At 39.6% G+C, this 17,365-nt stretch carries 12 protein-coding genes and 1 tRNA gene; 9 read left to right on the top strand and 4 right to left on the bottom strand.

The window, feature by feature from the left end:
* Positions 1-20 precede the first annotated feature (20 nt).
* The 3 genes from PVK63_RS19165 to acnB all read left to right on the top strand — a co-directional run bounded on the left by PVK63_RS19165 (position 21) and on the right by acnB (position 5,691).
* Positions 21-97, top strand: a tRNA-Asp gene (locus PVK63_RS19165).
* A gap of 516 nt (positions 98-613) precedes the next feature.
* Positions 614-2,881, top strand: coding sequence for a patatin-like phospholipase family protein (locus PVK63_RS19160; protein ID WP_130088218.1), 2,268 nt, complete (start codon positions 614-616; stop codon positions 2,879-2,881).
* A gap of 221 nt (positions 2,882-3,102) precedes the next feature.
* On the top strand, positions 3,103-5,691 hold the full coding sequence (gene acnB / locus PVK63_RS19155; protein ID WP_130088219.1) for a bifunctional aconitate hydratase 2/2-methylisocitrate dehydratase: 2,589 nt from the start codon (positions 3,103-3,105) through the stop codon (positions 5,689-5,691).
* Positions 5,692-5,934: 243 nt separating this feature from the next.
* On the opposite strand, the gene PVK63_RS19150 is transcribed toward acnB, so the two are convergent.
* The 3 genes from PVK63_RS19150 to PVK63_RS19140 form a co-directional block, all read right to left on the bottom strand.
* Entirely contained in the window at positions 5,935-7,077 is a 1,143-nt protein-coding gene (locus tag PVK63_RS19150) for a glycerate kinase (RefSeq protein ID WP_274440885.1), read from the bottom strand.
* 12 nt (positions 7,078-7,089) lie between these two features.
* On the bottom strand, positions 7,090-8,355 hold the full coding sequence (locus tag PVK63_RS19145) for a GntP family permease (protein WP_130046224.1): 1,266 nt from the start codon (positions 8,353-8,355) through the stop codon (positions 7,090-7,092).
* A 126-nt stretch (positions 8,356-8,481) separates the two neighbouring features.
* Positions 8,482-9,627, bottom strand: coding sequence for a sugar diacid recognition domain-containing protein (locus PVK63_RS19140; RefSeq protein ID WP_274440883.1), 1,146 nt, complete (start codon positions 9,625-9,627; stop codon positions 8,482-8,484).
* A 137-nt stretch (positions 9,628-9,764) separates the two neighbouring features.
* Here PVK63_RS19140 and PVK63_RS19135 point away from each other — a divergent pair, with 137 nt between their 5' ends.
* The 6 genes from PVK63_RS19135 to PVK63_RS19110 all read left to right on the top strand — a co-directional run bounded on the left by PVK63_RS19135 (position 9,765) and on the right by PVK63_RS19110 (position 15,812).
* Positions 9,765-10,133: a YacL family protein gene (locus PVK63_RS19135; RefSeq protein WP_130088223.1), complete on the top strand. Its 369-nt coding sequence runs from the start codon at positions 9,765-9,767 to the stop codon at positions 10,131-10,133.
* Between the two features lie 168 nt (positions 10,134-10,301).
* Complete coding sequence (gene glnK, locus PVK63_RS19130) at positions 10,302-10,640, top strand: P-II family nitrogen regulator (protein ID WP_060994159.1); 339 nt, start codon at positions 10,302-10,304, stop codon at positions 10,638-10,640.
* Between the two features lie 17 nt (positions 10,641-10,657).
* Positions 10,658-11,887 (top strand): ammonium transporter, encoded by a 1,230-nt coding sequence (locus PVK63_RS19125; protein WP_274440880.1) that lies wholly within the window; start codon positions 10,658-10,660, stop codon positions 11,885-11,887.
* Positions 11,888-12,059: 172 nt separating this feature from the next.
* Positions 12,060-13,073: a Fe(3+) ABC transporter substrate-binding protein gene (locus PVK63_RS19120; RefSeq protein WP_130046220.1), complete on the top strand. Its 1,014-nt coding sequence runs from the start codon at positions 12,060-12,062 to the stop codon at positions 13,071-13,073.
* Positions 13,074-13,140: 67 nt separating this feature from the next.
* Positions 13,141-14,772, top strand: a complete 1,632-nt coding sequence (locus tag PVK63_RS19115) for an ABC transporter permease (RefSeq protein ID WP_130048901.1) — start codon at positions 13,141-13,143, stop codon at positions 14,770-14,772.
* Positions 14,772-15,812, top strand: coding sequence for an ABC transporter ATP-binding protein (locus tag PVK63_RS19110; protein WP_274440879.1), 1,041 nt, complete (start codon positions 14,772-14,774; stop codon positions 15,810-15,812). Before PVK63_RS19115 ends, PVK63_RS19110 begins: the two co-directional genes overlap by 1 nt.
* Before the next feature lie 76 nt (positions 15,813-15,888).
* Here PVK63_RS19110 and PVK63_RS19105 read toward each other — a convergent pair whose 3' ends face one another.
* The gene (locus tag PVK63_RS19105) at positions 15,889-17,301 is read right to left on the bottom strand and encodes a phosphoglucomutase/phosphomannomutase family protein (protein WP_130046217.1); all 1,413 of its coding nucleotides are present in this window, start codon (positions 17,299-17,301) and stop codon (positions 15,889-15,891) included.
* Between the last annotated feature and the right edge of the window lie 64 nt (positions 17,302-17,365).

The following is a 17,365-nucleotide window of genomic DNA, read 5'->3' as shown; positions in this document are numbered from 1 at the left end:
ATATGCTGAATAGACACTGCGGAGTGGTAGTTCAGTTGGTTAGAATACCGGCCTGTCACGCCGGGGGTCGCGGGTTCGAGTCCCGTCCACTCCGCCACTATATTAAGAAGCCCTAATCGAAAGATTAGGGCTTTTTTACGTCTATATATAATACCAATCTACATAAGTATTTGATCATTCTTGCTTGTTAAAATCGATTATATCTGCGTTATAAATTTTGTAATTAGATCCACTAGTTACTGTAATTTATATCTTGCTCTAATCGATTTTTCCTACGCAATTATCTGAACAACTACTTATCTAGAATGGTATAAAGTAAAATGATGCAGAATAGACACAGCGAAGTGGTAGTTCAGTTGGTTAGACTTTCTATTGGAGAGCTTAGCGGCCTGTCACGCAGAGGGACGTGTCGCTCTCAAGGTTAATAGAAAGTCCCGTTAACGTAGCCACTATACTAAGAAGCCCTAATCGAAAGATCAGGGCTTTTTTACGTCTGAATAAAAGTATAATTATACCGAATAGATACTGCGAAATAGGCAGTTTAGTTGATTAAGCTTTTTATCTCCTTCTTCATCCTGTATTCTTTTTATATCAATATTTCAAGGATGATTTTATGCGCTTCAAGCCTCTCCTGTTTTCTTCTATTTTTTTATACCTATCTTCTTCAGTGGCATTAGCTGATGAAACTCGCCCTAAAATTGGGTTGGTGCTTGCTGGCGGTGGGGCAAAGGGTGCTGCACATATTGGGGTACTTAAAGCACTAGAAGAAATGAAAATCCCCATTGATTATATTACAGGTACCAGTATGGGGGCTTATATTGGGGGATTATATGCATCAGGGTTAAGTGCGGATGAAATCGAAATCTTTATTGATACTATTGATTGGAATAGCGGATTTGTTGATAAAGTTGAACGAAGTGAAAGACAAATTAGAGATAAGGAATATGAAGACCGTTATCAAATCGGGACAGATATTGGCTTCTCATTCACAGAACTAAAAGCACCAAAAGGCTTTGTTCAGGGCCAAAATATGGCCAAAATCCTGAGAACAACCTCTGGAAATGTTCCTTATTTAGAGTCATTTGATGATCTTCCTATCCCATTCAGAGCTGTTGCTACTGATATAGAGAAGCTAGAGCCTGTGATATTAGATCATGGCAATTTAGCAGAAGCAATGATGGCAAGTATGTCAGTTCCTGGAGCGCTTCCACCTGTTGAATATGAAGGGCGTTTGTTGGTTGACGGCGGCAGTGTAAATAATATGCCTGTAGATATAGCAAGGGAGATGGGGGCAGATATTATTATCGCTGTAGATATAGGTTCTGATTACTTAGAGGCAAAAGATATCTCCAGTTATTTATCTGTAATGGGGCAATTAACAAATTACATTGTAAAAAATAGCACCCTTCAGCAAGAAAAACTATTAGGTGAAAAAGATATATTACTTTCTCCCCATGTAGGGAAGATGGAAACTGCTGAATTCGATCGAATGCCTTTTGCTTATGATAAGGGTTATGACATTGCTTATGAAAAACATAAAGTATTAGATAAATTAGTTATATCAGAGAAGGCTTATCAAGCTTATAGCGATAATAAATATAAAAAAACAGAGCAACTTATACGTGGTAATTCGTTACCAATAAATAAACTGCAATTAGAGAATAAAAGTTTATATACAGAAAAAATGTTGCTAGACCGTCTTAATATAAAAGAAGGTCAAACATATACCGCTGATGAATTAGAAGCACATATAAGAGATTTATATGTCATTGATAGATTTGAACGAGTTGATTATTACTATAAAGAAACAAGTGAAGGAACTCATGATCTTGTTGTTGAAGTTAAGGAAAAAAGTTGGGGCCCAAATTATTTAGATTTTCGCTTTGCTCTTGAAGATGACTTTGATAATCAGAGTAAATATTCACTAGGAATGTCGATTAATTTTACTGATATTGAATTAACGGGCTTTAGAGATAATCGTTCAGAATTGAGAGTTAATTTTGAGTTAGGAACCGATAAATTGATCTCTGCTGAGTTATATACCCCATTTTTAATCAACCAACTATTATTTACATCATTTAAGTCGACTTATAGTGTTGAGCAGAAAAAATTCTCTTTATCAGGTAATGAATTAAGTTCAATTGATAATGATTTTCCCTTGGAGTACAGCGATTTAGTTCTTGAAGCTGCGTTTGGTCTACAAGGGCGTTTATGGAGTGATTTTAGGATCGGTGGACGATACACTAAAGGTGATGTTGCTTTTAGTAGTATCTCAAGCATTGATGCAAGTTATACTCGAGAAGGTGTTTTTGCTCAGTATCGTCTTGATACATTAGATAACTATACTTTCCCAACTAAAGGTTTCTACGTTCGTTCAGAGTATCTATATTCTCATGATAATGTAGATGACAGTGTTATTGATATTGATGGAACAAAAGATTCAGTTATAGAGTTTACTGTGAACACAAGGGCAGCTTGGACTTATTCTCGTCATACTTTCGTCGGTAATTTTGAGTATGGCGTTGTTGAAAATAAAAAGGGAGATTTACAGTTAGAGCCTAAATCACTCGGTGGTTTTTTACGTTTATCAGGTACACCAAAAGATAGCTTAACAGGACAAAATTTAGTTTTTACTAGTCTTGTATATCGATATCGCTTAATGGATAACGATTTTGGATTATTTCAATCACCTATATATTTAGGTGCCTCAGTCGAAAATGGAGGGTTATGGAATGAAGAACACTTTAGTGACGCTCCAATTTATACCGCAGGCTCTATTTTTGCAGGAATAGACTCACCAATAGGTCCTATTATTTTCGCTTATGGACGAACAGAGCAAAATCATGAATCGGTCTATTTAAGTATTGGTGCCACTTTATAATGTTTAAAAGTGCGCCATAAGTCGTACGTTGCTTGATGTGGGTAGATTTTAATTTTAAGTTAAATTTGATATCATCTGGCCACATTTTTAGTCTATACCGATACATATTCTCTTGTTTTATTGAGATTTATAACAGAATTAAAAAGTTAATGGATATAAACTGAATTGTTTCCAAGGATGTTTACTCATTAAGAGTAGACCAGAAAGTGAGGAATTAAGTCGTGCTTGAAGCTTATCGTAAACACGTCGAAGAGCGTGCTTCAGAAGGTGTGGTCCCAAGACCATTAGATGCTGAGCAAGTAGCAGCATTAGTTGAATTAGTAAAAAATCCACCGCAAGGTGAAGAAGAATTTATTCTTGATTTGCTAGAAAATCGCATTCCACCGGGTGTTGATGAAGCAGCTTATGTAAAAGCGGGCTTCTTAACTGCAATCACAAAAGGTGAAGTGGCGTCTCCATTAGTTAGCAAAGCAAAAGCGACTGAACTGCTTGGCACTATGCAAGGTGGTTACAACATCGAATCTCTAGTATCTCTACTAGACGATGTTGAGCTTGCTCCAATCGCTGTTAAAGCATTGTCTCACACTCTACTTATGTTTGATGCGTTCTATGATGTAGAAGAGAAAGCGAAAGCAGGTAATGCTTCAGCACAACAAGTGCTTCAATCTTGGGCTGATGCAGAATGGTTTACAGCGAAAGATAAAGTAGCTGAAAAGATCACTGTTAAAGTATTTAAAGTTACTGGTGAAACTAACACCGATGACTTATCTCCAGCACCGGATGCATGGTCACGTCCTGACATTCCAGTACACGCAAAAGCAATGCTGAAGATGGAGCGTGATGGCATTACTCCTGATGAACAGGGTAGTGTTGGTCCAATTACTCAAATTGAAGAAATGCAAAAAGATGGCATCCCACTGGCTTATGTTGGTGATGTTGTTGGTACGGGTTCTTCACGTAAATCTGCAACTAACTCAGTACTTTGGTTTATGGGCGAGGATATTCCATTCGTACCAAACAAACGTACTGGCGGTGTTTGTCTTGGTGGTAAAATTGCCCCAATCTTCTACAACACAATGGAAGATTCAGGCGCACTACCCATTGAACTGAACGTACAAGACATGAACATGGGCGATATCATTGATATCTACCCGTACGAAGGTGTTGTTCATAAGAACGGTTCTGTGATTTCAAACTTTGAGCTAAGCAAAGTACTTCTTGATGAAGTGCGTGCTGGTGGCCGTATTCCACTGATCATCGGTCGTGGTTTAACAAGTCGCGCTCGTGACTCTCTAGGCTTAGCTGAAACGGATCTATTTGCTAAACCAATCGATCCATCTGCATCTGATAAAGGCTACACGCTAGCTCAGAAGATGGTTGGTAAAGCATGTGGCGTTGAAGGTGTGCGTGCTGGTCAGTACTGTGAGCCTAAAATGACGACGGTAGGCTCGCAAGATACTACTGGTCCTATGACGCGTGATGAGCTTAAAGATCTGGCGTGTCTTGGTTTTTCAGCAGACCTAGTAATGCAGTCTTTCTGTCATACATCGGCATACCCTAAGCCGGTTGATGTAAATACTCACCATACGCTACCTGATTTCATCATGAATCGTGCGGGTGTTTCACTGCGTCCGGGTGATGGTGTTATCCACTCATGGCTAAACCGTATGCTTCTGCCTGATACTGTAGGTACTGGTGGTGATTCGCATACTCGTTTCCCTCTAGGTATTTCATTCCCTGCTGGTTCTGGCTTAGTAGCATTTGCTGCAGCAACAGGCGTAATGCCTCTTGATATGCCTGAATCTATTTTGGTTCGTTTTAAAGGTGAAATGCAGCCAGGTATCACGCTACGTGACCTAGTACACGCAATTCCTTTATACGGCATCAAGCAAGGCCTTCTGACAGTAGAGAAAGCAGGCAAGATTAATGAATTCTCAGGTCGTGTACTAGAAATTGAAGGCGTTGAACACCTATCTGTTGAGCAAGCATTTGAGCTTTCTGATGCATCGGCTGAGCGTTCTGCTGCAGGTTGTACCGTTAAGCTTTCTGAAGAGTCTATCTCTGAGTACTTGAACTCAAACATCGTTATGCTTAAGTGGATGATCGCTGAAGGCTACGGTGATGTTCGTACGATAGAGCGCCGTATCACAGCAATGGAAGAGTGGTTAGCGAACCCTGAATTGCTATCTGCTGATTCAGATGCGGAATACGCGCACGTTATCGAGATTGATCTTGCTGATATCGACCAACCAATCCTGTGTGCACCAAATGATCCAGATGATGCTCGTCTTCTTTCTGACGTTCAAGGCACTGAGATTCAAGAAGTGTTCATCGGTTCTTGTATGACAAACATCGGTCACTTCCGTGCTGCAGGTAAGATGTTAGAAGAGTTTAACGGCTCACTAAATACTCGTCTATGGGTGGCTCCGCCAACTAAGATGGATAAAGACCAACTGACAGAAGAAGGCTACTACGGTATCTTCGGTCGTGCTGGGGTTCGTATTGAAACTCCGGGTTGTTCATTATGTATGGGTAACCAAGCTCGTGTTGCTGACAAGTCGACGGTAATGTCTACGTCTACTCGTAACTTCCCGAACCGTTTAGGTACTGGTGCGAATGTTTATCTGGCTTCTGCTGAGCTTTCTGCTGTTGGCGCGATTCTAGGTCGTATTCCAACAAAAGAAGAGTACTTAGAGTACGCTGAGAAGATCAATGCAACCGCTGCCGATACATACCGTTACTTGAACTTCCATAAAATGGGTCAGTATACAGAAAAAGCAGATACGGTTATCTTCCAAGAACCCGCTTAATCTTTGCTTATAAATGAAAAAAGCAGCCAAATCGGCTGCTTTTTTATTGCGTTGAATCTTAATACCAATCTACATAAGTATTTGATCATTCTTGCTTGTTAAAATCGATTATATCTGCGTTATACCTTTCTCTTGCAAAAATCAGGTGTAATTAGAACCACTAGTTACTGTAATTTATGCCTTGCTCTAATCGATTTTTCCTACGCAATTATCTGAACAACTACTTATCCAGAATGGTATAAGTTAATTATTTTTAATGTTCATAGAGTAAATAGCAGCGACATTTCTTGCTGTATTTTCAACATTAATAGCGGCTTCTTTTAGCGCTGTTTCTAATGATACAGAGCGGGGAACAACACTGAATACTGCATCAATACCATATTCATGAACAATAGCGCAATCATCAGATAAGCAACCAGCAATACCAATAACAGGTAAATCAAACTTTTTCGCTGTTCTTGCTACACCAATAGGCGTTTTGCCATGAATGGTTTGGCTATCGATACGCCCTTCACCTGTAATCACTAAATCTGCTTTAGCCAGCACATCGCTTAAATTAACTGCGTCCATTACGATTTCGATACCAGGTCGAAGCGTGGCATCAAATAAACCAAGTAACGCAGCACCAAGACCACCTGCAGCACCTGCGCCTTCAGTATCTTTTACGTCTTTATTCAATTGTGATTTCATCACATCAGCATAATGATTTAGGTTTGAATCTAATGTTTTGACCATTTCTGGTGTCGCCCCTTTTTGTGGGCCAAACACGAAAGATGCACCTTTAGGGCCACATAATGGGTTATCGACATCGCACGCGACTTCAAGCGTAATATCATCAAGACGAGGATCTTTATTTGAAGTATCGATCGTTGCAAGGTGTGCTAATGAACCGCCACCAAAAGCAAGATCATTACCATCTTGATCCAGTAACTTAATACCAAGTGCTTGAGCCATGCCAATACCGCCATCATTAGTCGCACTGCCACCAATTCCGACAATAATGTGTTTTACACCTTTATCGAGAGCCGCTTTAATTAACTCGCCAGTACCATAGGTTGTGGTGTGTAAAGGATTACGTAAACTTGGCTCAACAAGGTGTAAGCCTGATGCTGCAGCCATTTCTATAATTGCGGTTTGGCCATCGCCAAGTAATCCATAAAATCCAGTTACTTTCTCACCAAGAGGTGCTGTAACCGTATGTTCAATGATAGATCCACCGGTAGCATCAATGAGTGATTGAACTGTCCCTTCACCGCCGTCGGCCATCGGTAATTTAATATATTCTTCGTTAGGTAATACTTGTTTAAATCCAGCTTCAATTGCCGTAGCGACTTCCATCGCCGTTAAACTTTCTTTGTAAGAATCAGGAGCAATAACAATTTTCATAATAAAGCCTTATTAAACAAATAAACCGAAGACACCAAAGATAAGAGTTGAAACAGTTGCGATCATAAGACCAACCGCTGATTCATATGGGATAAGTTTTAAACGCTCTTTCATGTCCATGTGAACTGCGCCACCAGTTGCATGAAAGAAGCTGCCGTGTGGCATGTGATCTAATACTGTCGCACCTGCATGGATCATTGCAGCACCTGCAAGAGCGGGAACACCAAGCTCTAAAATAGTATGACTAAAGACACTGGCTGCAACTGCTGTACCCGCGGTCGTTGATGCTGTCGCGAGTGACATCATTGCACCTGAAATAGGCGCTAATAAATAAGAAGGAAGACCCGAGGCGGTTAATACATCAATCAGCCCTGATTTAAGTCCAGAGTTCGCAATAATTCCTGCAAGAGTACCTGTACCAAGTAGCATTACCGCAACTGGAGCCATACGAGAAAGGCCTGATACAGCAAAGTGATTGGTGTCTCTAAAGCGTCCCATAGCAACGGCACCTAACAAGCCGCCAAGTGGAAGTGCAATGAGTGGGTCAACGTTAATTCCCGCTATAGGACGTAAAGCAAGAAGGCTAATAGCAACAAGAGGAGCGACGATGGAAGTAACGAAACTTGGTAAACGAGAGTGATCAACTGCTACGACTTCGTGCTCTTGAACTTTGCTGCCTTTATTAACTAATTTCTTAGCGATGAAGTAAGCAAAGACTAGACCGAATAAACCAGGGATCACACCTGCCGCCATTACTGACGTTAAAGGAACATTAAAGGCATCAGCAGCTGCAATGGCGTTTGGATTCGGTGACATAACGTTACCTGCTTTACCACCACCAACCATAGCTAATAGAATCGCCATTTTGGAAAGATCAGCACGACGAGCAATAGCCAGTGCAATAGGAGCCACAGTGATAACAGCAACATCAACAAAAACCCCAACGGCGGTTAAGATCATTGTAGCTACCGCTAAAGCCAGTAAAGCTCGAGTTTCCCCGACTTTCTTTACAATGGTTTCAGCAATAGAGGTTGCGGCACCAGATTCGATTAAAACACCAGCAAGAACACCTGCGGCTAGAATACGAAGCACAGCGGTAACAATGCCCTGAGCACCACCTATCATTAAGTTAACGGTATCTGTAAGTGATACGCCACCAATAACACCACCGATTAAAGCACCAATGATCATGCCATAAGCCGGAGGTACTTTTTTCAAAATGAGTGTTATTGCAACGGTTAAGGCGGCGAGTGCACCTAAAGTCGATACTTCGATCATATTAACGTTCCATTTAATAATTAAGATGCCAGTAATCTATCTTTAAGTGTCGAAATAAGCTTTAGACGAATGAACAAATTTTATTGTCTGGGTAGACCTTTGATTGTGCAGTTGCACAAATGTGTATTATGTATAACTTGATAGTGTTGATAAATATAAATAAGTGCGATCATTTATCTTATTGATATCTAATGATGTTTCTTGTTGTATTTTGTCTATTCGATAGCGAAGAGTATTTCGATGAATATGAAGCGTATTGCAGGTTTGAGCTGAATCACAATTATGACTAAAAAAAGCTCGAAGCGTTTTAATTAAAATACCTTTTGTATCGCTGGCCATTAATTTTTGGATTGGAAGAGCGAGTTGTTCTGAACGCCATGCATCGGTTCGTAAGCCATCAATTAAAACAGGCAAGACATTATCTTGGTAAAAAAGAATACGACTTTTTGAATTAGCAGTATTCATGGTGGCTTTGGCTGTCATATAAGATTGCGCCAACCCTTCTAGATTTGGAAAGTAATCACCAAGCGCTATTTTTATCGTGAACTTTTCATCATGAGAGATCCTTTGGAAAAGTTGGCGAATACGTTTCTCTTCGTGCGATCTATTCCAGCCAGTATTCGTCAATGTAATTGGTTTCAATACCACAACTTCATTTAATGTCACTGAACTGATCGCGACCAAATTATCGCGCTCAGGGTATTCAAGCAAATGAACTAACTTTTGTAAGTGAGTAAGAGAAAGGTTTTCCCCTTTAAATGAGTCAACCTTAATAATGGTAGCGATTCGAGGTTGATGAAGATCGAGCTCTAAGCGTTCAGCAATTGAGTACAGCTGTTGAGCATTGAGTTCTGAAGGTTGAATAAGCTGTAAAACCAACTCTTCCTTATGTCGTTTCGACCACTGTATCTCTGTCATTAATGCCGCTTGCTCTATGATTAGCTCAGCGGTCATTTTTACTAATTCACCGTATTGTTGAATATCTGTTGGATGGCCAGAAATACCAACCACACCAATGATGTGATTTTGGAAAATAATAGGTAGGTTGATTCCCGCTTTTACTCCACGTAATTGCTGAGCTGTAGAGTGATCTATTTCGACAATACGGTTTTCATTAATGGCTAAAATAGCACCCTCATGGCGGCAATTGAGTCGAGATGGATCGCCAGATCCAATAATGACGCCATATTCATCCATCACATTGACAGAATGCTTGATGATTTTCATAGAGCGTTCAACGATTTGTTTTGCGATCACGGTGGTTAGTTGCATGGTTGGATCTCTTTCATCATGGAATAAGGGCTTAACTATAAAAATACTAGGGATAGGATTATACTGGAGGAAAATAGCTCAGCATTGTCTTTGGTTAAAAACGTGTGAGCTAACGTCAATTATCGTAAGGGTTTCCGATGGATTACGAATTTAAGAAAAATACACTCGATGGCACTTATCATGCAAACTTTTCTATGGGGCATGAAGCCATGGGACGTTGGTTGGTGGAAGATGTCGCAAAAGATACCGAACTATTGGCGGAACTGTATCAACAAATAGCAGCAGTGAAGAATACTCAAGATGAATGGAAACGCTCAGGTCAGGTAATGACTCTAATTCTGAGCGATCAAGAAGTTATCGTCCAAGAAAACGCGTTATTTGAAAATTCAGAAGAAGAATTTGAAGAAGATATTCATATGTATGACGATGAATGTATTTCAGTATGCGGCTTAGAAGATTTTGAAACCATGCTTCAAAGTTGGGAGGCGTTTATTCGACGTTTCTAATTTGAGTTATTATTGCTCAATACTAGGGAAAGGCTGCACTTATTTAGTGCAGCCTTTTTTCGTCTTTTGGATGGAGAATAATTAACGCATTGAATTTTTTATGTTTTTAAAGTTGGCACACGAATTGGATTGTTAATTATAAGTTACAAATAATTCAAGGACTGAAGCATGAAAATAATCAATGCCATTATAAAGCCATTTAAATTAGATGATGTACGTGAAGCGCTTGCTGATGCTGGCGTCGATGGAATGACGGTATCAGAAGTAAAAGGATTTGGTCGTCAAAAGGGTCATACAGAATTGTATCGTGGAGCTGAATATCAAGTCGATTTTTTGCCAAAGGTAAAACTTGAAATTGCAGTTCAAGCAGAGCATGTAGACAACATTATAGAGGCTATTACAAAAGCTGCGCATACCGGAAAAATAGGTGATGGTAAGATTTTTGTTTATGATCTTCAGCAAGCTGTGCGTATTCGTACTGGTGAAACTGACACTGAAGCACTTTAAGGATAGAGGACAATATTATGGAACTTTCAACAACAGTATCAGAACTACGTTATGCCCTAGATACCTTTTTCTTCCTAATGTCAGGTGCTTTGGTTATGTGGATGGCAGCAGGTTTTGCCATGTTAGAGGCCGGTTTAGTTCGCTCAAAAAATACCACAGAAATTTTAACTAAGAACTTATGTTTGTATGCGATTGCTTGTACTACGTATTTAATTGTCGGTTATAACATCATGTATGTAGATAATGCAGCGGGTGGGATCATGCCTTCCATTGGGGCTTTAATTGGTACTCAATCAGAAGGGGCTGATCATTCACTTGAGTCTGATTTCTTTTTCCAAGTGGTTTTCGTTGCAACAGCAATGTCAGTAGTATCTGGTGCAGTGGCTGAACGTATGAAACTTTGGTCTTTCCTTGTGTTCTCTGTCATCTTAACGGCCTTTATTTACCCAATGGAAGGGTATTGGACATGGGGTGGTGGCTTCTTATCTGAAGCAGGATTTAGTGACTTTGCCGGTTCTGGTATTGTACATATGGCTGGTGCTTCAGCCGCATTAGCTGGTGTGCTATTACTTGGTGCACGTAAAGGTAAGTACGGTAAGAAAGGCCAAATTTACCCAATTCCTGGTTCTAACATGCCACTGGCAACATTAGGTACCTTTATCTTATGGTTTGGTTGGTTCGGATTTAACGGAGGTTCTCAATTAATGATTTCAGATTTTGAGAATGCAACTGCAGTAGGTCAAATCTTTTTGAATACTAATGCTGCAGCTGCAGCTGGTGCAATCACAGCGTTATTCGTATGTAAAACTACGTGGGGCAAAGCGGATTTAACCATGGTATTAAATGGTGCATTAGCTGGGCTTGTAGCGATTACCGCGGATCCTTTATCCCCGTCTCCATTAGCGGCTGTGAGTATCGGTGCTGTTGCTGGTGCATTGGTTGTCTTTAGTATTGTTGGTTTTGATAAAATTAAGATTGATGATCCAGTGGGCGCGATTTCTGTCCATGGCGTATGTGGCTTATTTGGTTTGATGGTTGTTCCACTTAACAATGCAGATGCAACCTTTGGTGCTCAACTATTTGGAGCTGTGGTTATTTTTGCTTGGGTATTTGGTGCTAGTTTAGTTGTTTGGGCTATATTAAAAGCAACCATGGGCATTCGCGTATCAGAGGATGAAGAGCTTGAAGGGATGGATGTACATGACTGTGGTATCGATGCTTATCCAGAATTTGTTAGTGTGAAATAAAGCGTAGTTAATATTTATTTACAAATTATGAAGCCTCAACATAAACAATGTTGGGGCTTTTTTAGTAAATAATGCGTGAGATCATTGCCATTTAAGAATTGATTTGTATAATAGCGATATTGATAAGTATTCTTATTACCATTTGTAACTAGAGAAATATTAAAGGAATATCATGAAAAAGTTATTATCAGTTTCTGCACTAATCGCAGGTATGTTTGCACCAAGTGTTATGGCTGCTGAAGAAGTTAATGTTTACTCTTACCGTCAGCCTTTCTTGGTTGAGCCAATGTTTAAAGAGTTTACCAAAGAGACTGGTATTAAAGTTAACGTGAAATTTGCTAAAAAAGGCTTGGCTGAAAAGCTAGCTCAAGAAGGTGAATTAAGCCCTGCTGATGTTATATTAACAACAGATATTAGCCGTCTTGCTGAGTTAACAAATAAAAATCTAGTTCAACCAGTAGACAGCAAAACGATTGATGCTAACGTTCCTGCTCAATACCGTGATTCAGATGATGAGTGGTTCGCATTAACGCTACGTGCTCGTAACGTATATTCATCTCGTGACCGTGTTGGTAAGTTAGGTGCTGATTTTGATTATGCTGATTTAGCAAATCCTGAGTGGAAAGGTAAAATCTGTACTCGTAGTGGTAAGCATCCTTACAATGTTTCTCTTGTTTCTTCTATGATTGCTCATCATGGTGAAGCAGAAGCAAAAACATGGTTAGAAGGTGTAAAAGACAACTTAGCTCGTAAACCACAAGGTAATGATCGTGCTCAAGTTAAAGCGATTAAAGAAGGTCTTTGTGATCTTGCTTTAGGTAATAGTTACTACCTAGGTAAAATGGTTAACGATCCTAAACAAGTGCCATGGGCAGAATCGGTATACATTAATTTCCCAAATCAAAATACTGATGGTACTCATGTTAATGTGAGTGGTATGGCGATGGCTAAATACGCACCAAATAAAGACAATGCATTAAAACTAATGGAATTCTTAACAGGTGATGTTGCTCAAGGTATGTACGCTGAAGTGAACTATGAATACCCAGTAAAACCTGGTGTTAAACGTTCTGAGTTAGTTGCATCTTGGGGGGATTTCAAAGCCGATACACTATCTCTAGATGCGATTGCAGATAACCACACTAAAGCAATTAAACTTTTAGATGAAGTGAAGTTTGATCTTTAATTTGATATTTACTATTGGTGAGGTAACAATACCTCACCATTTAAAAAAGAGCCTTGCAGTTTAGGCAATGAAAGAAAAATTATTATTCTGGAAAACCAGTAGTTGGAGTTTATCTCTACTACTGGTTTTGCCGATCTTAGCGATCCTATATACCGCACTAGGTAATACCGATGATATTTTTACTCATCTGTTTAATACAGTGTTACCTACCTATACGTTAAATACGGTGTTATTAGTATTTGGTGCGATGTTCTTTTCCTTAATTTTAGGGGTTCCTTCTGCATGGTTCATGGCCATGTGTCGCGTACCTTCCTCTTCTATTTTGCAGTGGGCGTTGGTGCTTCCTTTAGCAATGCCTGCTTATATTGTTGGCTATATCTACACCGATTGGTTAGATTTTGCTGGACCTATCCAAGTATTACTTCGAGATATTACCGGGTGGCAATCCTACGGGGATTATTGGTTCCCTGATATTCGTACCTTAACCGGTGCTATTCTTGTGATGTCTTTGGTTCTTTATCCCTACGTATATTTACTTGCTCGTGCTGCATTTATGGAACAAAACATCAGTTTGTTGCAATCAGCTCGTCTACTGAAATGTACACCTTGGGAAAGTTTTAAACGTATATCTTTGCCTCTTGCAAGACCTTCTATTGCGGTGGCTTTATCTCTTGTAGCGATGGAAGCGTTAGGAGATTTTGGTACGGTTAGCTATTTTGCGGTTAATACGTTAACGACAGCGGTTTATGATACGTGGTTAGGCTACTCGAATTTGAATGCGGCAGCGAAAGTGTCCGCATTTATGTTGATGGGGATCCTATTGCTCATCAGTGGTGAACGTTATAGCCGTCGTAAACAAAAAATGTTCCAAGAGAAGTTTAATACTAATGAAGAATTTCAATATGAACTTCATGGTTGGAAAAAATGGGGCGCATTTACTTGGTGTTGGGGATTGGTTTCCATCGCATTTATTTTTCCGTTGTTACAATTGATTAGTTATTCTTTTCATTACTTTGAAGAGAGTTGGACGGCAGAGTTTCAAGAGTACGCAATAAACAGCTTATACGTATCTTCTATTGCTGCCGTTATCGCTGTCATTATTGCTTTGGTGGTGAATTTTCTACACCGTTTACAACCAAATAATAAATGGAGTGTAATGCCAATGCGTTTGGCATCTCTTGGCTATGCAGTTCCAGGAACCGTACTTGCCATTGGGGTCATGCTACCAATGATTGGGTTGGATCATCTTGTGAATGATATTTCAAAACAATTAGGCTTTGGAATGGTTGGCTTAATTTTCTCGGGTTCAATCTTCGCGTTAATCTTTGCTTCAGTGACGCGTTTCTCTGCCGTCGCTATTGGGTCGATTGAAAGTAATTTAAATAAAATTCCCCCTTCATTAGACATGGCATCACGCACTTTAGGTTGTGGAACATGGTCGATGTTACGTCGAGTGCATTTTCCATTAATTCGTCGTGGTTGCTTGATTGCTGGGTTATTAGTCTTTATTGAAACCATGAAGGAGTTAAATGCGGCATTGCTATTGCGTCCATTTAATTTTGAAACGCTTGCAACGTATGTATTTAACTTTGCTTCTGACGAGCAATTAGAAATTGCAGCAATGCCTGCAGTATTATTGGTTTTAGTTGGCTTGATCCCATTGATTATAGTTAACCGTTCTCTGGAGCAACATCATTAATGAATTCTGCATTATCTATCTCTAATTTGACTTGTCGTTATCATGATCAAGATATCCTGACTCAGCTATCACTAAATGTTGAGTCTGGTGAAATAGTCTGTCTACTTGGGGCGAGTGGTTGCGGTAAAACAACATTATTAAAAGCGATTGCTGGTCTTTTGCCTTTATCTGAAGGTGAAATGAATCTTAATGGGAAGGTGATTACTGACAGTGATACCTGGTTACCACCAGAGCAGCGAAATATAGGTATGATCTTTCAAGATTATGCATTGTTTCCCCATCTTACGGTAAATGAAAATATCGGTTTTGGCTTAAAGAGTTGGGAAAAGCAGCGAGCAACAGAAAAAGTTGAATCTATGCTTCATCTTGTGCATTTAAGTGGCTTTGGAGATCGTTATCCTCATCAATTATCAGGTGGTCAACAGCAGCGTGTTGCTATTGCAAGAGCACTAGCCAGTGAGCCAGATCTTCTGCTATTGGATGAACCATTCTCTAATATTGATACTCAAGTACGTCATGATTTAATTAAAGAAATCCGCCGTATTTTTAAAGCTCAAGGTGTAACTGCAATTTTCGTGACCCACAGCCGTGAAGAGGCCTTTGCTTTCTCTGATAAATTAGCGGTAATGAATCATGGTGTGATAGAGCAGTTTGGCAGTGCGAATGATTTATACTATTCACCAAACAGTCGCTTTGTTGCTGATTTCTTAGGTGGTGGCTCGTACGTATCAGGCATGATTGATCAAAATGGCAATATTGAAACTGCCGTTGGCTTCATTTCTTGTGGTCGCAGTTCTGATGATCTTAATAAAAAAGCAGACGTGTTGCTTCGTCCACAGAATATAACCTTGTATCGAGATAATGCGGGAGAGGCGGTAGTGCAAGAGCTGCAATTCATGGGAGATACTTGTCGTTATATTGTTGAGCTTAATGGCACTCAACTGATTGGTGTTTCTAATGACGCATTATCAAATGGGGAGAAAGTGAAAGTGGATATTAAACCTCATTGCCCAATTGTTTTTGTTCAAGAAAATAAATAAAAAGAACCCAGCTAATCGACTCAAGTATTAGCTGGGTTAATTCTTTAGAATTTTGGTTTTAGTTAAAACGTAGAAACTAAAGAGAAAGGAAAGCTTTCATTTGATTCAGTACTTTTTCTGCTGTTAGTTGGTCTTCCATTTCAGCAAAAATTCTTAGCAATGGCTCTGTTCCTGAGAAGCGAGCAATCACCCAACCACCATTTTTGAAATAGACTTTCGCACCATCTTCATAGCTTACTTTTTCTATTTCGTATTCAAATTCAGGCAGTTGTTTTTCAATATAAATTTTATTGTACAGTGCTTCTTTTTCACTTGATTTAAAAGTACAGTCGCCTTCGGCTGTGTAGGCATAACCATATTTAGCATAAATTTCATCAAGCATTTCAGATAGTTTCTTTCCTGTTACACTGATCATTTCAACTAATAAACTTGAAGCGAATACGCCATCTTTACCTTTAATATGACCACGAATAGTTAAGCCACCCGAGCTTTCACCACCAAGTAAAGAGTCATCTGCTTCCATTTGTGAACTAATATGCTTAAAGCCTACCGGAACCTCAAAGCTCTTTTCACCGTGATCCGCGGCAACTTTATCTAATAAGTGAGTGGTCGCGATATTACGCACAACAGAGCCTTTCCAGCCTTTGTACTCAAGTAGGTAATAATAAAGTAGCAATAGCACTTCATTTGGATGAATAAAATTACCTTTCTCATCAATGATCCCTAGACGGTCAGCATCACCATCGGTGCCAATACCAATGTCATAGCCATCATGAGCAACTAAGTGCTTTAAGCGATATAGCGTAGCTGCATTTGGGGATGGCATAAGACCACCAAAAGAAGGGTTTTCGCCATCATTGATAACGTCAACATCACAACGAGCACTAATTAATACGGTCTGTAGGGCATTTTTTGCTACACCAAACATAGGATCGATCAGTACACGTAAATTCGCTTTTTTAATGGCTTCCATATCGATAAAGTTAACGATGGAATCAACGAATGCGTTCATTGGATTGATGATTTCAATGCAACCATCATTTAATGCATCTTCAAAATCGACACTGCTGACATCTTGCTGCGTCAAATGAGCAATTTGTTGCTCAATTTTTTGAGTGATTATTTCATCAGCATCGCGGCCGCCTTCAATGAAGACTTTAACGCCGTTGTAATCAGCAGGGTTGTGAGAGGCTGTAATACAAGCCGAGTAAATACATCCCATCTCTTTTGCTTGAAACATAACAATTGGCGTTGGGACAAATCGGTCAATAAAACTGACTTTAATGCCATTTGCTGCGACAACTTCAGCAAACCATTTACCTGCTTTATCTGAAAGAAAGCGACGGTCATAACCGATAACAAAGCCTTTTTCTTGCGCTTGTTCATTGATCATAATATTAGATAGGGCTTGAGCAACAAGGCGTACATTGTCTTTAGTGAATTCTTCACCAATGAAAGCACGCCATCCGCCAGTACCAAATTGAATCATTGTAAATTCCTTTTAGAGTAAGGAGCTTGCAATAAGCTCCTTACTTTTATCATTTAAATTAAGC

It is taken from the genome of Aliivibrio sp. S2TY2 (genome assembly GCF_028765525.1).
GTDB classification, from domain to species: Bacteria; Pseudomonadota; Gammaproteobacteria; order Enterobacterales; family Vibrionaceae; genus Aliivibrio; species Aliivibrio finisterrensis_A.
Note: the sequence above shows the minus strand (reverse complement) of the source record. Positions and strands in the feature narration are given on the sequence as shown.